This is a genomic window from Shewanella sp. 433, from assembly GCF_059338565.1.
In genome coordinates this window covers 3,469,888-3,487,870 of sequence record NZ_CM181703.1, presented here as the reverse complement: position 1 = coordinate 3,487,870, position 17,983 = coordinate 3,469,888, and the positions used below count along the sequence as shown (strand labels likewise).

The window sequence follows — 17,983 nt, the reverse complement described above, 5'->3', positions numbered from 1 at the left end:
CCGCTAGAGTATATCAGCCCATACTAAATTGTCTTCAAGTTGATCTATTATTGTGACCGTATACGCAGCATTTTCAATGTCATCGATCACAGAGTGGCGGATTGCTAGTACTGACGCGAAGCGGTCTGTTTTATGGGGAGAGGGCTAAAAATAATGGGCGGACCTGATGGCACCGCCCATGATGTTAGGTATCGAAGTTATCTTATGGCACCGCATTAGCATAGCTGCCGCGCCGAGTCATTCGAACCTTGAGTGAGCTTACATGCACTTAGTGCAGCGTAAGTGTTGCCTGCTGCGAATAGTACAGCGAGACATCTTTCATCTGTTGCTCAGATAGCTGCGCGGCTTGCCCTTGCATAATGGGGTTGCTGCGCTCGCCGTGCTTAAACGCCATTAGCTGCTTAAACAGGTAAGCGGCTTTTTGCCCTTCGAGCATGGGGTAGCTTGGCATCACCTTAAGCATAGTTGCGCCATGGCAAGCGATACAGCGAGTCGAAGCCAGCTGCTTTCCCTGCTCAACATCGGCCGAATATGCCAAGGTACTAGGGCTTATCTTTAGCCCCATATTTTCGATCGTTTGGTTGAACTCTCGGCGCTCATTGCCGCTGACAATAGCGGCAAATAGCAGTGCAGCGATGAGGCCAAGGCTCACAAATAAACGTTTCATCAGTGGTCTCCTTTAGCCGTTGGCATGGGGGGCATCAGCTCAGGATCTAACGGTTTACGCCTAAAGATCTGCATGTCGATACCAGTCTCGTTATAGTAAGTCGACAGGTAATCGAGCACAGGATCCCAAGTGTCAGATAAATCCCATAAACCTTGGGTGTCAATCATCCACTCAATGGTCTCGCGCCATACGGCTCTATTTCCGGGGTTTTGCGGGATAATATGACTGGTGTGACAGGCGTTACACTGATCTTTTACCATCTCCCAGCCCGGCGCCATAATCAAACCCGTTTCAGCATCCACCGGATAGGTGGCCACCTCAGACGAGCCTGCGGCTACCCCTGGCATACTTGCTAGCATTAACGCTGCCGCAAATAGGTGTTTTTTCATTACACCACCCTTAATGCAATGCGGTGGCAACCGTTAAATAGGTACCCTTTGGGGTTCCACTGAGGTTGTACCATTGGTTGGGTGTCACCTTGGCTGTCGGTGGCACGGGCCCAAATTTCGTAGTAGCCAGTTTGTGGTAGCTTGAGGCTAATGGCCCATTGTTGCCATGCCGTTGGATTGGCGGGTTTGGTGAGTGACGCGCTTTGCCACGTGGTGCCATAGTCATAGCTGACTTCCACTTTAGTCACTTCACGCACACCAGCCCAAGCATGGCCGCGCACTTCAATGTTCTCGCCTAGGGCTAGCTCACCGCCGGTTTGTGGTGAGGTAATTAACGACTTAACAATCATCTCTTCGATGATCTTAAAGTCTTTGTTGTCGACCTTTTCACCTGGGGCGACAGGATGCTTTGGTACTTGATAAGCGGGAGCCGCCATCTTTTTACCATCGTGCACGCGATCGCGTACGCCAATGCCGGTGGCACATTTTTGTGATACTGAGCCAGGACGACCGCCAAAGACGATACGCAGTGGGTAACCGTGCATGTAAGGAATATCTTCGCCGTTCATTGCCCACGCGATAAGGGCGTTTTCATTCATGGCCGCTTCAATCGGCACGCCACGAGAAATGGCCGCGCCTTTACCACTAATGTGCTTGTCGGCGCCATAGTGCGCGGTATACACCGCATCGCTCTTTACGCCACAGTCGGCTAATACGTCTTTGACTAAAACACCAGTCCACTCTGCGCAAAAGACAGCCGAGTTACTCCACTGGTTACCTTTGGCGTTAGGGTAGAAGTTGACTCGGCTATTGCCGCCACATTCGAGTACCAGTTTTTGGGTATGGGTCTTAAACTTCTTTTTTAGCTCGGCGATGGTGTAGGTTTTAGGCGTTTCGATTGACTCGCCATCGACGGTAAACTCCCAAGTGTCAGGATTGATGTTCTCGAAGTCGGGCATCTGGCCATTCCAGCGAATAAAGGCTACATCCGATGGCGTGGTCGCAGGATCAAGCAGATGTTCTGGTGGGAAGGCATTCAGTGGGCTGCTGTTGAGTACCTTAAAGTGTTCAGGCAGGTGATCGACTTTACTCCACTTTACCGCTGACACATCCATGGCTGCCATGCCTTCTGGTCGGTTTTGCGCAAATACCCAATTGACTGGCAACATGGCCGCTACTGAAGTGGCTACCGCCCCTTTAAGAAAATTACGTCTATCGATTGCCATGGTGTGTTAGTCCTTACCTTTAGAAAAATAGTGCGCCATCTGCTGCATCTGCTCAGTTGTTAACAATTTGGCGACTTTACTCATGGTTTTATCTTGGCGTTGGCCGTTTTTAAATGCGGTTAATTGCGCAACCATATATTGACTGTTTTGCTGAGCAAGATTGGGAATGCTGGGAAATGGATTATTGCCCGACTGTCCATGACATGCTTTACACATGTTGAGCAGTTTCTCATCCGATGCTGCAAAGCTGTTGGTGCACAGGCTTATACTTGCCAATGTGACGGAAGCAATAAGCCAGCGGCTGTTACGTTGTCGCTGCATGTTATTTAATACTCGTAGTTATGTTTAGCCGTAACGGTCAGTGAGTTATTTGCATCAATTGAGTGCCTATCGAATTGCGCATAAAAAAAACATCACTAAATTCACGCTAATGCGCGTAAGTGTTACTAGGGTCACAAAACTAAGGCTAAATGAGAGTGATAGCATGTAAAAAGTTATGAAAAGTTATAAAAGACCATGATAATCAATTGGTTGCTGATTTGTAGTCAGGGTGAGCTAAGGGGCGGGGGGGGATCACATCAACCAAGATGTGCTGAAAAACTGAGCGCTAGGCGGGTGGCAGCGTTGACGTAAGCCGAATGCTGCCGAACTCGTTAGCGTTAAATTTGGCCTGAATTAATCTGTTTTTGTAACGCCGACCAGCCGATCACGCCAACGACATTATCGCGCTCGCCTTGATAGACAAACACCTCGCCGCGGCGCTCGATGGCTAAAATTTCGTAGACCTCTTTTAATGTGCTGCTATCGGCAACGCCTTGTATCGGGTGGCGGCTTAAGGTGCTTTTGCTGTCGTCATGTTGCAGCTCTAACTGCAACATCTCCATTTCGCCTTGGTGGTTCCGCATTAACACCGAGCGTCCTTCAGCGCGTTTTAGCACTTCAAGCAGCAATTCATCATTGTCTTTAACGATAACAAAGCGCTTATCCATGATGGCGCGCACACCGGTTTTTTGTAGCCCCAGTTTGACCGGCGCAATTTTGTAGTCCAGCCCCATCAGCTCCATCTGTTTATAAAATAGCGACTGAGTATTAAAGGCTTGGTGGGCAATTAAGAAGGCGGGTATGGTGACAAACATTGAGGGCAAGATGATGGCGGCGTTATTGGTGAGTTCTAGCAATGCCACCAAGGCGGCCAGCGGTGCACTGAGGCACACGCCCATCATGGCGGTCATGCCTATGATGGTGTACAGGCCTATATAGGGGCTAATGCCGGGGAAGAACTGCGCGCTGATAATGGCTAAAATGGCGCCAATTAAGGCACCGATCCCAAATAAGGGGCCGATAATCCCGCCTGGGATCCCAAGGCCTATGGCGGCAATGGTGGCGATAATCTTGCCTATCAGCAAGCCCACTAATAACCACAGGCTTGGATGCTCACTAATAGCGTAACTTATCGCCTGCTCACCACTGCCCAAAGCTTGGGGTAACAGCAGCCCGACTGCGCAGGTGACCAAGCCTGCCAACATGAGCCTAGCAAACAGCGGCCATTGCTGGCCTTTAGCGGTCACCGTTAGCAGGCTGTGATTAAACAGGGCGGCGATGCAGCCGAGTGTTAGGCCACACAGGGCTAAGATCGGATATTGCGACAAGGGGATATGGTCGATGCCTATCTGTTCATATTCATGAATGTTGCCAAATACCAGCTGGCTGCTGAGTGCCCCGCAAATGGCTGAGAGCATAATGGGGAAAAAGTAATGCACCTTATATTCCCTGAGTATCACCTCAAAGACAAAGATCACCGCAGCCAATGGCGCATTAAAGGTCGCAGCAATACCCGCAGCGATGCCACTGGCGCACATAATGCGTACGCTGTTGTCCGGTAGCTGGAATTTTTCAGCCATAACACTGGCGCTGACAGCCCCTAAGTGGATGGCTGGGCCTTCGCGGCCCACTGAAAAGTTGCTAGCAAGGGCAAATAAGGCTTGGAAGAATTGCCCCGGCGCCGATTGTAAGGGAATTTTGCCGTAGTGCAGTTTCATGCGGTGCATCACATAGGCGATACCCATGCGTTTGTAGCGTTTAGAGCCCAATTGCGCCACGAGCCAGATCAACAATCCACCAAAAAGGGGTAATAGCACTCGCCAGTCGCTAAAGTTGTCAGTAAAATCCCATACTTGGGTTTGGGTTAAGCTATTAAGCCACTGCAGTAATAGCCTAAATAATATAATGACCCCAGAAGCCACCAAGGCAAATGCGAGCGCCAAGCCGCACAATTGCACACTGATTTTGGCTTGTGACAATTTATCTTTGAGTGCTGTATTAAGGTAATGCTGGCATTGAGAAGTAAGGCGATTAACGAGTTGCTGCACAGAAACCATGGTGGTAAACCTTTACCGTACTAAAAGCGTGAGTGTCGATTTTTTTATAAGGGGCTAGTATTTAATGTCAAATTATCATCGTTGGATCGATCGCTTGCAAGTGATAGAGCGAAAAATTCGACCTTCGAGCGTTTATCTTTTCTTTTTGATCTTAGTGGCATTTTTTGCTGGCGTATTGACCTGGGATCTCTGGTCATCGCAACATCCAATTCAGCCCGCTCAATCGAAAAATAGCACCGAGCTAAGCCAAGCCTTAACAAAGCAGGCCGAGATGTTAGCTTCGCGCAATTTGGAATTGGCGTTAGCCCAAGAAGCCAATGACAATATGCAAAAGATGTTTTTAACTCAACATCAAAAACAGAAAGAGCTTGAACGAGAACTGGCGTTTTATCGCAGCATTATGGCGCCAGAAAACCAAGCCGACGGTGTGGCAATTCATGATTTAGGCTTAAACCCTGGCCTATTGCCCAACCAGTTCAGGGTTAAATTGGTATTAACCCAACTGCAAAAGCGCAAGCAAGCCTTGAAAGGTAAGGCCGAGCTCACGTTTATCGGTTTGCAGGATGACAAAGTGGTGAGCCTGCCGTTATCGTCACTCACTGATGATAAGCTTAACTTTAGCTTTCGCTATTTTCAGATTTTAGAAACCGTGGTGCAATTCCCTGAAGGCTTTGTGCTTTCTCAGGTCGACGCAAAAGTCACAGTGCCAGCCAGTCGTTGGAGTAAAGGCGACAGTGCCGAGTTGGTGTTTGCCGCTGCAGATCTGTTGCAAGTGGAGCCGACGGTTGATGGTGTCGATGAGGAGGTCACTATAGAAGATGACGTACCTGAAGAGACTGAGCAGCATGAGGACGACACCCAAAATCGCAATGAGGCCATTGATCCACTAGCCCAATAAGCTGTGGGTGATAATACAAAAATAAATTGATTTTATCTGAGCCAAGACTATTACTTGAACAAATTGGTCAGGTATTGGATAATTCGCTCAGCAAACCGATGTATAGAGGTAGTAATGACTGAACAAGTTGAAGATACAATGCCAATCCGTTTTACCGACGCGGCAGCTTCAAAGGTAAAAACCTTGTTGGACGAAGAGCAAAATGATGCACTTAAGTTGCGTGTGTACGTGACCGGTGGCGGTTGCTCTGGTTTCCAGTACGGTTTCACGTTCGATGAAAAGGTCAATGAAGGCGACTTTACCGTTGAGAAGCAAGGGGTTCAGTTAGTGGTTGACCCAATGAGCCTACAATATCTTGTGGGTGGCGAAGTGGACTATACTTCGGGACTTGAAGGCTCGCGCTTTTTTGTGAAAAACCCTAATGCCACCACCACCTGTGGCTGCGGTGCTAGCTTCTCGGTATAACCTAGCCGCTTGACCACCTATGGTGAGTCTGACGCATAAAAAAGCCAGCATTGCTGGCTTTTTTGTGTCTGGAACACTTATGCCAATTTACCAGGGACGGTAAAAAATTGGCGTTGCGTCTAAAGCACTTATGCCAATTTACCAGGGACGGTAAAAAATTGGCGTTGTGTCTAAAGCACTTATGCCAATTTACCAGGGACGGTAAAAAATTGGTGTTGTGTCTAAAGCACTTATGTCAATTTACCAAGGACGGTAAAAAATTGGCCTTGTGTCTGCGGTAACCCAGCCTGAATGTCTTAACGTCACAAAGACCAAAGCACAAAGCACTGCGTGATAGCGCCTGACTCTATGTAGCGATAAAGGTTAACGCATGATGTTCATGTTATTTTTAACATGACAGTAGGCCGACACTTGGGCGGTAAACGCTATCCACACTTGTAATATCGCTAATAAAATCAGCACGCCAAACACCAAGTAGTCGGGGATTTTGCCTTGCCATTCGCCTAATTGAAAGGTCGATGGGCCTGTGAGCAAATTATCTGGGTCGTATAGCAACACAGGTAAAATGCTGACCAGTCCAAGTTGCACCACAGTGTAACCGCGCAGTAGATACAATCCCGCCCGTTGGCGGCCTAGCACAGCAATCACCATTAGTAGCGTCAACAGACAAAATAACACCCCTTGTTTGGCTACAAGGCCACTAATCGATGCGATGCTTAGGAAGAGTAACAAGCCAATTAAACGTTTTGGTAGCCGCGCTTTGACTGGCGTAGAGCTGGTTTCCTGCGGTTGAGTGGCATCATGTAACGGTGAGGATGGTTGCACGAGTGAGGCTCCGTCATCGAATAACAAGATAAGCGCTTTAGTCTGGCTAAAGCGCTGTTTAGCGACTGGCTGATCGCGCTGTGGCGAGCCAGTGATTGTCGAGCTTAGTGGCTCTGCTTAGGCGTTAAGCGCTGCTCTAGCTCATAAGGCGGGATCACCACGCCAAGATCTTCTTGCACTGGGAATACGGCAACAAACAGATCATCATCTTGCATGCCTGGAACCCAACGTTCTAGCCATTCATCAAGGGCAATGGCTAAAGGGGTACAATCAGCCCAATCATCTACGGCCCACATGGCAGCAGACTCTTCGCAAGGCCACATTGGGATGCAATCTTCATCATCTGTGGTGAGCATGACGCAGCCATCAGCGTCTTGCAATGTCCATAGGGTTTTGTGGACCTTGGCTTGTTCGACAAGGTAGTCGTAACGCGCTTCTGGCGTCATCTTGCTGGCATCTTTTGCACTTTTGCTCATGGTGTTCTCTTTCATCTTAATGGGGCTAAACCGATTGGCGGCAATCATAACATTTGTTACGCCGCAGTATAGAGGATTTTGTTGCGCGGTGAGGCGGGAGTTAGCCGGCCGCAATACATTGGCGGCCAGCATGTTTACCCAAGGAGCAGGTTTAGTGGATTAAGTCGATCAATTTTTTGGCGATTTGGGTATTGTCTTGATGACCATTAAATTGCGCCGCACCTTGACCATAAGCAAAGACTTGTACGTCGACGGCGTCGTGCCCGCCGGTTGTCCAGCCAGTAGAGGTCAGGGTGTCAATTTGTTGCTTTAATCGCGTAGTGGCTTCTTTTACCCCATTATCTTGTGCTAATGCCGTTTGCAGCTGCTGGCGATACTCATTGCGCTGCTCGGCATCGATAGGTAAGCCTAAGTGTGTTTGCCAAAAATCACTAAAGGCTTGTTCACTTGCCAAGTGTGTCGGTGATTCAGACAGCCACTTGGCTAAGGTACTGGGCATCTGCTTGACGCTATGCAGCAGCTGACCACGCCATTGATAGATCCCATCTGCGCCGAGGCTCAGGCCGCCGGTCGAGTGATCGGCTGTCATCACCAATAAGGTGTTGGGATGCTGGTCGATATAGTCGACGACCACTTGGGTGGTGGCGGCTAAATCGGTCATTTCAGCCATGGCGCAGGCAATATCATTGCTGTGGCCACACCAATCGATTTGGCTGGCTTCTATCATCATCACAAAGCCTTTAGGGTTAGGTGGCAACAGTGTGAGCGCATGCTCGGTCATTTGGCTTAAACGCAGTGGGGCTGGGCTGCCCAAGGCTGGCGCTAATCCTTTGGGGGCAAATAGTCCCAAGGCGGGTAGGCGCTCGAGTTGGCTCAGCGCGCTGAGATCGTCTTGATATTGATAACCTAAGGCGCGCAGTTCGGCGACTAAATCTCTATCTTCACGAATAAAATACTGTTGGCCGCCACCTAGCATAAGATCGGCCACCGGCTTGTTGTTGATGAGATTGCTGAGAAAATCATCGGCTATCTCATTGTAGTTTCTGCGATGTTCATTGTGGGCCAAAAAGCTGGCTGGGGTGGCGTGGTTAATCTGTGAGGTTACCACCACGGCGGTAGTGCGCTGCTTGGCTTTGGCGTATTCGAGCAAGGTCGGCAAGACTTGTTTGTCGCTGTTAACGGCAATGGCGCCGTTATAACTCTTATGGCTGGTGGCTAAAGCGGTTGCCGCCGCCGCTGAGTCGGTGACATAGGTGTCATCATCGGGATAGGTACTTGCCATGCCCACTAACAACTTATCAAAAATGGTCGGTTCAACGGCCTTGGTGGTGAGATCATCATTAAAATAACGATAGGCGCTGGTATAGGCGGGCCCCATGCCGTCGCCTATGATGTAGATGATATTGGTCGGCGCTGCCGCCACTGCGCAAGGCAGGGTTGTGATTAAGGTGGCGAGCATCGCGTTAAGCTTACATGAGCGAGCCGAGCGGCTGATGGCCGCAGCCAGACGCACCATAGTGGCAAAGCATGACTCTAATGTAAGTTTTGATGTAAGTTTTGATGTAGATTGCAATGTGGACTGGGTCATTATGTTACTCCAACGACTTGATCAATTGATGATGTTCAGCGCTCTGGACCTTACCGATGTCAGCGTTAATGGGCTTAACGTATTGCTCTAACCATTGCTGCTGCTCCCAAAGCATGTGTTGTAACGACTCTTTGGCTGCATAGCTGTGGCTTTCATAGGGCAGCATCACCAACTTTGCCGTACCACCTAGGCCACGGATGGCGTTAAACAGTCGTGACGATTGCATCGGGTAGGTGCCTGAGTTGGCATCCATCTCGCCATGGATCAGCAGTAGCGGCTCATCAATTTTATCGGCATGGGTAAAGGGCGACATCTGCTGGTAGAGAGCGGGCGCTTCCCAGTAATTACGTTTTTCATATTGGAAACCAAAAGGGGTCAGGGAGCGATTATAAGCGCCGCTTCTCGCGATACCGGCTTTAAACAGATCCGAGTGAGCCAAGAGATTGGCGACCATAAATGCGCCATAAGAGTGGCCGCCGATAGCGACTCTGCCTGGATCGGCGATACCCATGTCACTTAAGGTGTCGATGGCCGCTTTAGCATTCGCCACCAGTTGGGTGCGAAAACTGTCATTGGGCTGAATATCGCCTTGACCGACAATGGGCATAGCCACTTTATCGAATACGGCAAAGCCTTGGGCGACAAAGGGCAGTGGCCCTTTGGCGCTGATCCCTTGGTATTGATGCACTGAATAGTTCACTTGGGCGGCAACTTTCGCGTCTTTGTATTCGCGTGGATAGGCCCACATGAGCAGGGGCAGCGGCCCTTGTGATTTATCATAACCGGCAGGTAAGTAGAGCATGCCTGAGAGGGGCAAGCCATCGGCGCGCTGATAGTTAACCAGTTGGCGAGTCATGCCTTGATAGGCGGCCAGCTCATTATCGGCTTGATAAAGTAGTTGCTCGCTGCCTGTATGTGGCTCCACTAACACTAAATGTGGCGGGGTTATAGAGTCTTCACGCTTAATGATTAATTTAAGAGGCGACAAACTGATGACATATTTAACCTGCTCAAGTTTATCGCTCGCGCTTTGCCAGATAGTCTCGCTATAGTTGTTATCGAGCTGGGTTTGCTTGAGGAAAGGGCGATAGCCCTTAGCCGATGCACCAATACCATAATGGCTGAATTTACCTTGGGTTATATCTACAAGAGCAACCCCTTGTTGTCTATCGCGATAGAGCCTACCGGGGGCTTTATAGGTGTCACGCTGGGCTTTTTGATACCAGAGTTTGGCGTGCTTGGCTTCGTCTGTACCCAGTAAGCTTACATCCAAAATGCTGACGCGCACCTGCTTCTTGTTGGCATTTTTTTCACTGACAAACAGTCGGCCTTGTTCTGCCCAATCAAGATCGTTAATACGCCATGGCATTTGCAGCAAAGCGTGTGGGATTTGGGTAAATGGTGCTGGCCAGTTGAGCACTTCATCGCGCAGCGCGGCAGGCTGCTCGCCATCGCCGTTATCCAGAGGTTGAACAAACACTAAGGTGTCGGGTTGATCGGGTCGCCAGTGGATAAGGCGCGGGCCAGCACTGACCGAGTCGGCGCCAGCTGCGCGAAACTCGCCGCTGTCGATATGACCTAAGGTTTTGATATGTTGGCCATCGCGGCCAAATAGCTCAACCTGCTGGGCAAAGTCATAGTATTTAACGATATAGGAATAGGGCGCGTGTATCTGTTTTGCGATCAGGAACTGATCGTTGGGTGATAAGGCAAAGTGACTGTTGATCTGCGGCTGGCCCACATCGATGCGTTGACCATCGAGGGTGATGATCGCCAATTGGCTGGTGGTTAACTGCTTAAATGCCTGCTCATCTTGCTGATTTTGAATTAAATCTTGATAAGTACGCCTTGGTGCTTTTTCGCCCAAGGCGTGGCTAATGTTAGGGCCTATGTTGGCAAGGGAGGCCAGCTTATCTTGCGGCACCGCGAAGGTGGTGACAATGGCCTTGCTGTCATGTTGCCATTGGTATTTGGCTCCAAATACCGCATTAAGTGGGCTGGCATTGAGACGCCGGGTTTGGCCGCTGGCCAGTTGATACAGGTACAGATCAACGGCGCGAGGCGTAATGGCAATGTAGCTTAGGTATTGACTGTCGGGCGAAAACTGTACGTTAGCAATGTTAGCGTCTTGCTGCTGTATGGTGAGGCGTTGATTGTTATCAAGATTAATTAACGTAATGAACTGGTAGCGTTTTTTCGGTCTGCTTTGGGCTAAATTATCTGGCGAAATTCGCAGGCCGGCCAACTTTTTTTCGCTCTGGGCCAACTCATGAATAGTGGGGTGCGCTTGAGGATGCAATAACGCTATATGGCGTGCATCGCCTGCCAGTCGTGTATCGACCATTTTGGTTTGCTCGAGCACCTGTTGCAGTGGCGCCGAGGGCTGCTGATAGTCGCCAGCGGTTGCGTGTAGGCTGGACAACAAGATCAGGGCAGCCATTAGATATTTTAAAATGTGCATTAGTTATCCTGACTTAAATGCATGAGTGATGAAAAAGCGCCCATTTGGGCGCTTTTTATGACTTATTCAAAAGCTTAAAACTTTTGTGAATAACCTAAGAATAAGGTGCGACCTACGATAGAGTAGCTGCTGTTGCCTTCTTCGAAGAAGGGCCAATCGTTATGATTGTCACTGCGGACGTCATATAGAGGGGGCATCTCATCGGTGAGGTTTTTCACCCCAGCAGTAAACTTACCATTCCATGGCGCGTTGTAGCCCAGAGTTAAGTTGATCACCTGATAAGCATCGAGCGTATCGGGATAATCATCTTGCTCATAGCTATCACCATTGGCGTCAATAAGGTCAAAGGTATCGGTACCCGTGGCTTCCCCTGTGTAGTAGTAGGCCAAGGTTGCGCTGACATCTTGATAGTTCCAAGTTAGGCTGGCATTACCTTTCCATTTAGGCACAAAGTTAGTGTCGGTTTCTTCTTCAATCTCACTGTCGAGGTTCTCTTGATACTCTTTGCTTAGCAGATAAGAGGCGGCCAATTTCAGCTTAAAGTCACCGACTGCGGTTTCAGCAAAACGATAGTTAAAGCTGGCATCGATACCTTGTGAAGCTTCATAGGCACTGTTAATCGGCCCCTTACGCATACACGCTAAGTTGCTGATCCCCTCATCATCGAGCTCTGTAAGATAGCCGACCACATCCATCTGATCGCAGCTGGTGTAGTTGCCGGTTTGGTCATAGCTTGGGTCATCGAGCATTTCACGAGTAGAGATGGTTTTTACCGCGCCCTCGAGCTCAATGTTCCACCAGTCTAATGACACATCGGCGTTTTCGCTTAGGTTGGCAACAAGGCCTATGTTCCAGAAATCACCCTTTTCTTCAGTTAAATTGAGGTTGCCAGAACTAAAACCGTCGTAGCTATCTTCATAAATCTCATTAGGGATGGTGGGATGTGGGTAATCTGTGCTGCCAAAACTACGTGTTAGGCCGGCATACAAGCGATGCATATCGGGGGCACGGAAGCTTTTACCTATGTTGGCACGCACCATCACTTCATCGATAGGGCGATACATAATGCCCATCTGTGGTGTGGTAGCGCCGCCCACGTTTGAATCGTCTAAGTAACGGTCATAACGCAGCGCCGCAGACAAATCTAATGATTTAACCCCAGTCATGTTAGCCAATAGTGGGATCTGTACTTCACCTGCGATGGCAACGCGATCGCGATCACCTTCACCACCCGTGCCGCCCATGCCGATAAAGCCGCCGCTCTTGGTGACTTCATCTAAGGTATCTTCATAGCTTTCACGCGCCCATTCGGCTGTGGTGGCAAAGCCAACTGTGCCTGCGGGTAGTTCCATAAGGTCGCCAGTAAACACCGCTTGGAACTGATGCATGCTTGAGGTGGAGTCTTTGGTTGAGGCGCCGATTAAGGCTTCAATTTGGGTATCGGTAAGCTTATTGTTTGGATACCATTTGGTCGGATCGGTGTTGTTAGGATCGAAGGTGATGATATCGAGCAGTCCATCGGCGCGAACCATATGGTTGTTTTGTTTCTCGTAACGGTTAAAGCCACTCGACCAAGAGAGGTCCAGTTCATAGTCGCCTATTACGCCGCTGGCACCCAAAGAAAACGCTAGCTTGGTATTTTGGGTGTCATAAATACGATCGCCTGGGAACTCTTCCATGCGACGACGCAGCTGGAACTTGTTGTCGTTAGCAAATTCACCAGAGTCATAACTCAGCGCGCCAGTGGCTTGATCTTCATAGATGTAAGTGCCAAAGCCTTTCTCATCTTTGTACTTTTGCGCCTCTTTATATGAGGCGTTGATCATGCCATACAGCTGCCACGCATCATTAAGATCGTAGGTACTGTTAACCACTAGGTTGATTCTGTCATAAGCCGATTGCAGGCCACGGTCGGCATATTTGTCATAGTAGCAATCGTAAGTCCCCACTGGGGTATAAATGCCTTTATCACCGAACAGGTCGGTACATTGCGCCTGATCCAGTGGGCTGTATTTGTCACTGGTATAGGCCTTGTCGTAGTCGCGGATCCACGAGGCCCAGCTAGAGGCTGTTGCATCACCATAGGGGCCTGCGCCCCAACGTACATTGCCATCTTCATCTTCATAATAAGCTGGGCTGAATAAACTGTCGCGCTGGGATGTTTTAATCGCCTCAACTTTCTTATATTCGAACATGACCAAGGTTTGGCTGTTTTCGGTATTAATGCCTTGTAGGTATGACAGATCAAGTTGCTCGCCACCGCCTTGGGTCGGTGAGTTGTACTTAACCGCCGCTTTAGCGCCGTCATATTCTTTCTTTAAGATAATATTAACCACACCGCCGACGGCATCTGAGCCGTAAATGGCCGATGCACCCCCGGTGAGAATTTCGATACGTTCTACCGCTGCGGTAGGGATATCTGAGGTATCGACGAAGTTACTTGAACCGCCAGCAGCACTGGGGAATGACGCCTGACGACGACCATTGATCAACACTAGCGTTCTATTAGCGCCCATGCCACGTAGGTTGACAGAGCTTGCGCTGTCGGTAAAACCGTCGCTTTCGCCATTAAGTGAACCGCCGGTATTGGCGACCGATGATTGCAGTACTTCTGCAATAGACGTTAAGCCACTGTTAGCGATATCGTCGGCAGAGATCACGGTAACTGGCGCCACACCTTCAAAGTCAGCACGTTTAATACGTGAACCTGTGACTTCGATTTTTTCTATTTTTGCTTCATTGTTATCGGTGTCGGCCTGCGCTGCTATTAGAGTGGTTGGCGTAAAGGCCAGCGCCAGCGCTATGGTAATGGCCGAGTGCTTAAGTTGGGGTTTCATCTAATATGATCCTTATTATTATCGTTAACTACCTTTTTTATCTGCAAACCTAAAGAGCTTTACTGGCTGCTCCGTGTGATGTGCGGAGAGCGCAAATGACGGTGTCGTTTAACCATCAAGATAGCTTGCTGTTTACTGCGCCTAGTTGTAATTAACTTGTTACCTCCCCACAATGCCTAGCGTGTCGTTTATAGGTTGTTTATATCTCTATTTAAAATCTATTGTGTTTTTAAACAAAGGTTTAAGTATCTATTATTATCTATCCTTAATTGTGTTATTTTGTCGTTAATCTTGGGTTTGGTGTTACACTCGCTTTGCCTAGGGATAGCTTTAACGTTTCATATTTTGATTAAGCGCTAGCAAAAAACGGGGATTAAGGTGGCTGTGTTAAAAGAATTGGGATTTAAATTAGGTCGGTGTGAGGTCACTCCGCTGGGGCATCGTTTAGTGTTTTCCCCTCAAGCGCCGGGGCAAGATGCTGTGCAGGTGTCTTTGCAACCTAAGTTTATCGATGTGCTGTGTTACCTTGCCCAGCATTATCCTAACGTGGTGACTCGTGAAGCGTTAATCGATGCCATTTGGGATGGTAATCGTTATGTGGGGGCAAAAGCGCTGACTAATGCGATATGGCACCTGCGTAAGCAACTTAGCCCGGTCGCAGGCGATCAAGAGGTGATTGAAACGGTGAGAAAGTCAGGTTATCGACTGCTTATTGCCCCAGAATTTAATCCCGAAGATATAGCTGAACAACCCGATATTTTGCAACAGGCACAGGAACAAATGACGAGGCTCAAGCGAGGGTATCGACAAGGCTTGATGGCCGCAGCGGTATTGGTACTTCTGCTGGCAGGTTTTACGACTTGGCACCTGTATCATGATGAGGCGCATTTTATCCCCACCACCAAAACACAATTAACCACGACCACGGATGCGGAACTGTTTCCTAACGTGTCGGCCGATGGACGTTGGTTGGTGTATGGCAGCCGGGGTAATGGACAAAGCTATAGCCTGTATCTGAAGGATCTTAACGCCTTAAGTGATACCCCTAAACGACTGACCTCGGTTAATTCGGCTGAGATCCGCGCAGTATGGAGCCCAGATGGTAATACGCTCTATTATCCGTCACAGCGCATTGCTACTCGCCAGTGCCATATTATGCAGTTAACCATAGAGAGCGGCGAGGTGACGCCACTGGCGCCTTGTAACTCGTTTAATACTGCATTGGATCTCTCCCCTAATGGCAATCAATTAGCCTTTATTTGGCTGGCTGAGGGCGATGAGTCCTCAGGTATTTATAGCTTGGCACTGGGCTCCTCAGCCTCACAGCCTCAACGGGTGTCGTGCCAGCAAGATTGTGGTCATCGCGATAGAGATCTTGCGTATAGCCCTGATGGACGTTGGTTGGCAATAGCGCGTCGTTTTGGCAATATTTCTGAAGATATTTTTTTACGCGATTTAGGCTCACAGCGGGAGTTGCGCTTAACCACTGGGCTGGAAGATATCCGCGGCTTAAGCTGGCACCATGATAGTGAGCGCTTAGTCTTTAGCACCGAAAACTCTGGTGTGCGCAACGGTTATATTATCGATATTGACGATAAACAGATCCAGCCTTTAGACGTCGAGGGGATGAGCTACCCACGCTTTATCTCTGGCCGCAGTGAGTTAGTGTACGCCAACTATATTCGCGATAATCAGATCTCGCTGCTAGCGTTAGAGCAATCGATCCCCACCACGCCGTTTTCATTATTGAATGTGGAATACAGCTACCGTAATCCAAGTTATTCCGCCAGCCGTCAACGTATTGCTTATGTGTCCAATCAAACCGGTTTTAACGAGGTGTGGAGCGTCAATACACAAGGCGGCGATGTTCGTCAACATACACACTTGAAACGGCGCGTGGCTTACCCCAGTTGGTCTCACGATGGCAATAAACTGGCATTTTTAGCACCCGATGATAAAAATGAGGGCAATAAAATCCATGTGCTCAATCTCGACTCGGGCACTATGGCTATCTTGGCGACGCCCTATTTAGATCATAACCGCCCAAGCTGGGGCTGGGACAATGAAAGCGTATTTGCTAGTACGCTCGATGGCATTACCGAGTTTTACCTCGATAACCGTCCGCCTAAGGTGTTAAGCCCGCTGAATATGCGCCTTGGACAGTCGATTGCCGCTGATAAGTTAGTCTTTACTCGCCTGGATAAACCAGGGTTGTGGGCCTTAGCCCTTGATGGCGATGGTTCTCATGCTCTGCAGCACAATACGGCGGCGAGTAAGGTTGAGCTGCTGCTTGGTGGCGACAAGTTTACTGAAGGCTACAACTGGGTCGCGACAGATAAAGGGGTCTATTACCGTGCTAACCATAGCGACCATCAGTTAGTTAACTTTTGGCGATTTAATACCAATTTAGTCACGCCCATTATCAAGCTTCCCCCCAGCGTTATTCCACGTGCAGGCTCGATGGCTTATATCCCCGACTCCCATAGCTTACTGCTGACCCAGTCGCAAAATTCGAAACGTGATGTGATCAAGTTGCAGCATAGATTATTGCTATAACGTTAGGGAGTGACTGTAATGGCCATCCGATGATTGATGACCGTGTAAATTGAGTTACAAGGGCTGAGTCGCACGCGGAGGGACGCTTATCGGCTAGCTCGCTATGCGGCAGGGAATAAGCCGCCCAATACCGCAGGGCGTGACGCGCCAGTGACGGCGGGGAGGTTACCCGCTAAGCCATCATGATAACGCTTAGCCAGCCAAGCAAAGGCGATCCCCTCAACCCATTGTGGGTCTATGCCCAGTGCAACTGTGGTATCGATGTGATAATGGGGCAGCAACTTGGCCAAGCGGCGCAGCAACTCTTGGTTAAACGCACCGCCACCGCAGACAAACAGCTCGGCTTTGTCGGTCAGTTTTAGGCAGTCATTGGCAATGCTGTGGCAGGTTAAGTCGAGTAAGGTCGACTGAATGTCGACCTCATTTAAATGGCCAAAGTCGGCGGTTTGCTGCTCTAACCAGGCTTGGTTAAAGAGCTCACGCCCAGTGCTTTTGGGCGCATTTAAAGAAAAATAAGCGTGCGATAACATCTGCTGCAGTAAGGCGGCATCTGTCTTACCGCTGGCAGCCCATTGGCCGTCGTTATCATAAGCCTCATCTTTGACCTGCTTTATCCAAGTATCAATCAAGGTATTACCTGGGCCGTTATCAAAGCCAATCACCGCGCTGGCATCACCGGGTAGATAAGTGATGTTAGAGATACCACCGATATTTAATATGATGCGTTTGCTGCCCGCTTGAGCAAAGCATTGTTGATGAAATGCGGGGACCAGTGGTGCCCCTTGGCCACCTAAGGCGATATCTTTGCGTCTAAAGTCGGCGATAACGTCGATGCCAGTGAGGGCGGCGATGGTGTTAGGATCGCCAATCTGCAAGGTAAAACCCATCTCAAGGTTTGGCATATGACGCACGGTTTGACCGTGGCTGCCAATGGCCTTGATGCGCGCCTTATCGATACCCACTTTGTTTACCAGCCCATTAACCGCCTTGGCAAACAGTTGTCCCACGCTTCTGTCGAGTGTGCCTAAATAATTGATTTCATCATGGCTGCCAGATTGACATAGTCGCTGTAACCCGCTTAACAGATGGCTTGGCAGCGGCTCGGTATGGGTGTCGATAAGCGTGAACTTATCAGCCTCAAATTTCACTAATACCGCATCGACACCGTCCATGCTGGTGCCTGACATTAGGCCAATATAGTACTGACTGCTCATCTG

14 protein-coding genes are annotated in these 17,983 nt (G+C 49.2%); 3 read left to right on the top strand and 11 right to left on the bottom strand.

Annotation, left to right across the window (positions count from 1 at the left end; genetic code table 11):
- Nucleotides 1-268 precede the first annotated feature (268 nt).
- The 5 genes from AC5YB1_RS15455 to AC5YB1_RS15435 form a co-directional block, all read right to left on the bottom strand.
- A complete protein-coding gene (locus AC5YB1_RS15455; RefSeq protein WP_475516033.1) occupies nucleotides 269-667 on the bottom strand; it encodes a c-type cytochrome in 399 nt (132 codons plus the stop codon).
- Nucleotides 667-1,056: a cytochrome C gene (locus AC5YB1_RS15450; protein ID WP_475516034.1), complete on the bottom strand. Its 390-nt coding sequence runs from the start codon at nucleotides 1,054-1,056 to the stop codon at nucleotides 667-669. Before AC5YB1_RS15450 ends, AC5YB1_RS15455 begins: the two co-directional genes overlap by 1 nt.
- A complete protein-coding gene (locus AC5YB1_RS15445) occupies nucleotides 1,056-2,282 on the bottom strand; it encodes a molybdopterin-dependent oxidoreductase (RefSeq protein ID WP_475516035.1) in 1,227 nt (408 codons plus the stop codon). The genes AC5YB1_RS15450 and AC5YB1_RS15445 overlap by 1 nt, the downstream gene beginning before the upstream one ends.
- Before the next feature lie 6 nt (nucleotides 2,283-2,288).
- Entirely contained in the window at nucleotides 2,289-2,603 is a 315-nt protein-coding gene (locus AC5YB1_RS15440; RefSeq protein WP_494519897.1) for a c-type cytochrome, read from the bottom strand.
- A 338-nt stretch (nucleotides 2,604-2,941) separates the two neighbouring features.
- Complete coding sequence (locus tag AC5YB1_RS15435; protein WP_494519896.1) at nucleotides 2,942-4,660, bottom strand: chloride channel protein; 1,719 nt, start codon at nucleotides 4,658-4,660, stop codon at nucleotides 2,942-2,944.
- A 64-nt stretch (nucleotides 4,661-4,724) separates the two neighbouring features.
- Here AC5YB1_RS15435 and AC5YB1_RS15430 point away from each other — a divergent pair, with 64 nt between their 5' ends.
- Both AC5YB1_RS15430 and erpA read left to right on the top strand, forming a co-directional pair.
- Nucleotides 4,725-5,558, top strand: coding sequence for a DUF6776 family protein (locus tag AC5YB1_RS15430; RefSeq protein WP_475516038.1), 834 nt, complete (start codon nucleotides 4,725-4,727; stop codon nucleotides 5,556-5,558).
- Nucleotides 5,559-5,672: 114 nt separating this feature from the next.
- The gene (gene erpA, locus AC5YB1_RS15425) at nucleotides 5,673-6,023 is read left to right on the top strand and encodes an iron-sulfur cluster insertion protein ErpA (protein WP_220061717.1); all 351 of its coding nucleotides are present in this window, start codon (nucleotides 5,673-5,675) and stop codon (nucleotides 6,021-6,023) included.
- Nucleotides 6,024-6,386: 363 nt separating this feature from the next.
- Here erpA and AC5YB1_RS15420 read toward each other — a convergent pair whose 3' ends face one another.
- The 5 genes from AC5YB1_RS15420 to AC5YB1_RS15400 all read right to left on the bottom strand — a co-directional run bounded on the left by AC5YB1_RS15420 (nucleotide 6,387) and on the right by AC5YB1_RS15400 (nucleotide 14,210).
- On the bottom strand, nucleotides 6,387-6,848 hold the full coding sequence (locus AC5YB1_RS15420; RefSeq protein WP_494519895.1) for a hypothetical protein: 462 nt from the start codon (nucleotides 6,846-6,848) through the stop codon (nucleotides 6,387-6,389).
- Between the two features lie 104 nt (nucleotides 6,849-6,952).
- Nucleotides 6,953-7,324: a DUF2750 domain-containing protein gene (locus tag AC5YB1_RS15415; RefSeq protein WP_494519894.1), complete on the bottom strand. Its 372-nt coding sequence runs from the start codon at nucleotides 7,322-7,324 to the stop codon at nucleotides 6,953-6,955.
- 151 nt (nucleotides 7,325-7,475) lie between these two features.
- Nucleotides 7,476-8,783, bottom strand: a complete 1,308-nt coding sequence (locus tag AC5YB1_RS15410) for an alkaline phosphatase (protein WP_494521658.1) — start codon at nucleotides 8,781-8,783, stop codon at nucleotides 7,476-7,478.
- A gap of 133 nt (nucleotides 8,784-8,916) precedes the next feature.
- Nucleotides 8,917-11,373: a S9 family peptidase gene (locus AC5YB1_RS15405; RefSeq protein ID WP_494519893.1), complete on the bottom strand. Its 2,457-nt coding sequence runs from the start codon at nucleotides 11,371-11,373 to the stop codon at nucleotides 8,917-8,919.
- Between the two features lie 74 nt (nucleotides 11,374-11,447).
- Nucleotides 11,448-14,210, bottom strand: coding sequence for a TonB-dependent receptor plug domain-containing protein (locus AC5YB1_RS15400; protein ID WP_494519892.1), 2,763 nt, complete (start codon nucleotides 14,208-14,210; stop codon nucleotides 11,448-11,450).
- Between the two features lie 378 nt (nucleotides 14,211-14,588).
- Between AC5YB1_RS15400 and AC5YB1_RS15395 the strand changes: the two genes are divergently transcribed.
- Nucleotides 14,589-16,766 (top strand): winged helix-turn-helix domain-containing protein, encoded by a 2,178-nt coding sequence (locus tag AC5YB1_RS15395; protein WP_494519891.1) that lies wholly within the window; start codon nucleotides 14,589-14,591, stop codon nucleotides 16,764-16,766.
- A 101-nt stretch (nucleotides 16,767-16,867) separates the two neighbouring features.
- Here the strand turns inward: AC5YB1_RS15395 and AC5YB1_RS15390 are convergent, their stop codons facing one another.
- Complete coding sequence (locus tag AC5YB1_RS15390) at nucleotides 16,868-17,980, bottom strand: anhydro-N-acetylmuramic acid kinase (RefSeq protein ID WP_494519890.1); 1,113 nt, start codon at nucleotides 17,978-17,980, stop codon at nucleotides 16,868-16,870.
- Between the last annotated feature and the right edge of the window lie 3 nt (nucleotides 17,981-17,983).

What these genes read in the sequence shown, in the direction of transcription:
- erpA (WP_220061717.1), top strand. Translation starts at nt 5,673, where the DNA reads ATGACTGAACAAGTTGAAGATACAATGCCAATCCGTTTTACCGACGCG.
- AC5YB1_RS15400 (WP_494519892.1), bottom strand. Translation starts at nt 14,210, where the DNA reads ATGAAACCCCAACTTAAGCACTCGGCCATTACCATAGCGCTGGCGCTG.
- AC5YB1_RS15415 (WP_494519894.1), bottom strand. Translation starts at nt 7,324, where the DNA reads ATGAGCAAAAGTGCAAAAGATGCCAGCAAGATGACGCCAGAAGCGCGT.
- AC5YB1_RS15435 (WP_494519896.1), bottom strand. Translation starts at nt 4,660, where the DNA reads ATGGTTTCTGTGCAGCAACTCGTTAATCGCCTTACTTCTCAATGCCAG.
- AC5YB1_RS15430 (WP_475516038.1), top strand. Translation starts at nt 4,725, where the DNA reads ATGTCAAATTATCATCGTTGGATCGATCGCTTGCAAGTGATAGAGCGA.
- AC5YB1_RS15455 (WP_475516033.1), bottom strand. Translation starts at nt 667, where the DNA reads ATGAAACGTTTATTTGTGAGCCTTGGCCTCATCGCTGCACTGCTATTT.
- AC5YB1_RS15440 (WP_494519897.1), bottom strand. Translation starts at nt 2,603, where the DNA reads ATGCAGCGACAACGTAACAGCCGCTGGCTTATTGCTTCCGTCACATTG.
- AC5YB1_RS15410 (WP_494521658.1), bottom strand. Translation starts at nt 8,783, where the DNA reads ATGCTCGCCACCTTAATCACAACCCTGCCTTGCGCAGTGGCGGCAGCG.
- AC5YB1_RS15450 (WP_475516034.1), bottom strand. Translation starts at nt 1,056, where the DNA reads ATGAAAAAACACCTATTTGCGGCAGCGTTAATGCTAGCAAGTATGCCA.
- AC5YB1_RS15445 (WP_475516035.1), bottom strand. Translation starts at nt 2,282, where the DNA reads ATGGCAATCGATAGACGTAATTTTCTTAAAGGGGCGGTAGCCACTTCA.
- AC5YB1_RS15405 (WP_494519893.1), bottom strand. Translation starts at nt 11,373, where the DNA reads ATGCACATTTTAAAATATCTAATGGCTGCCCTGATCTTGTTGTCCAGC.
- AC5YB1_RS15390 (WP_494519890.1), bottom strand. Translation starts at nt 17,980, where the DNA reads ATGAGCAGTCAGTACTATATTGGCCTAATGTCAGGCACCAGCATGGAC.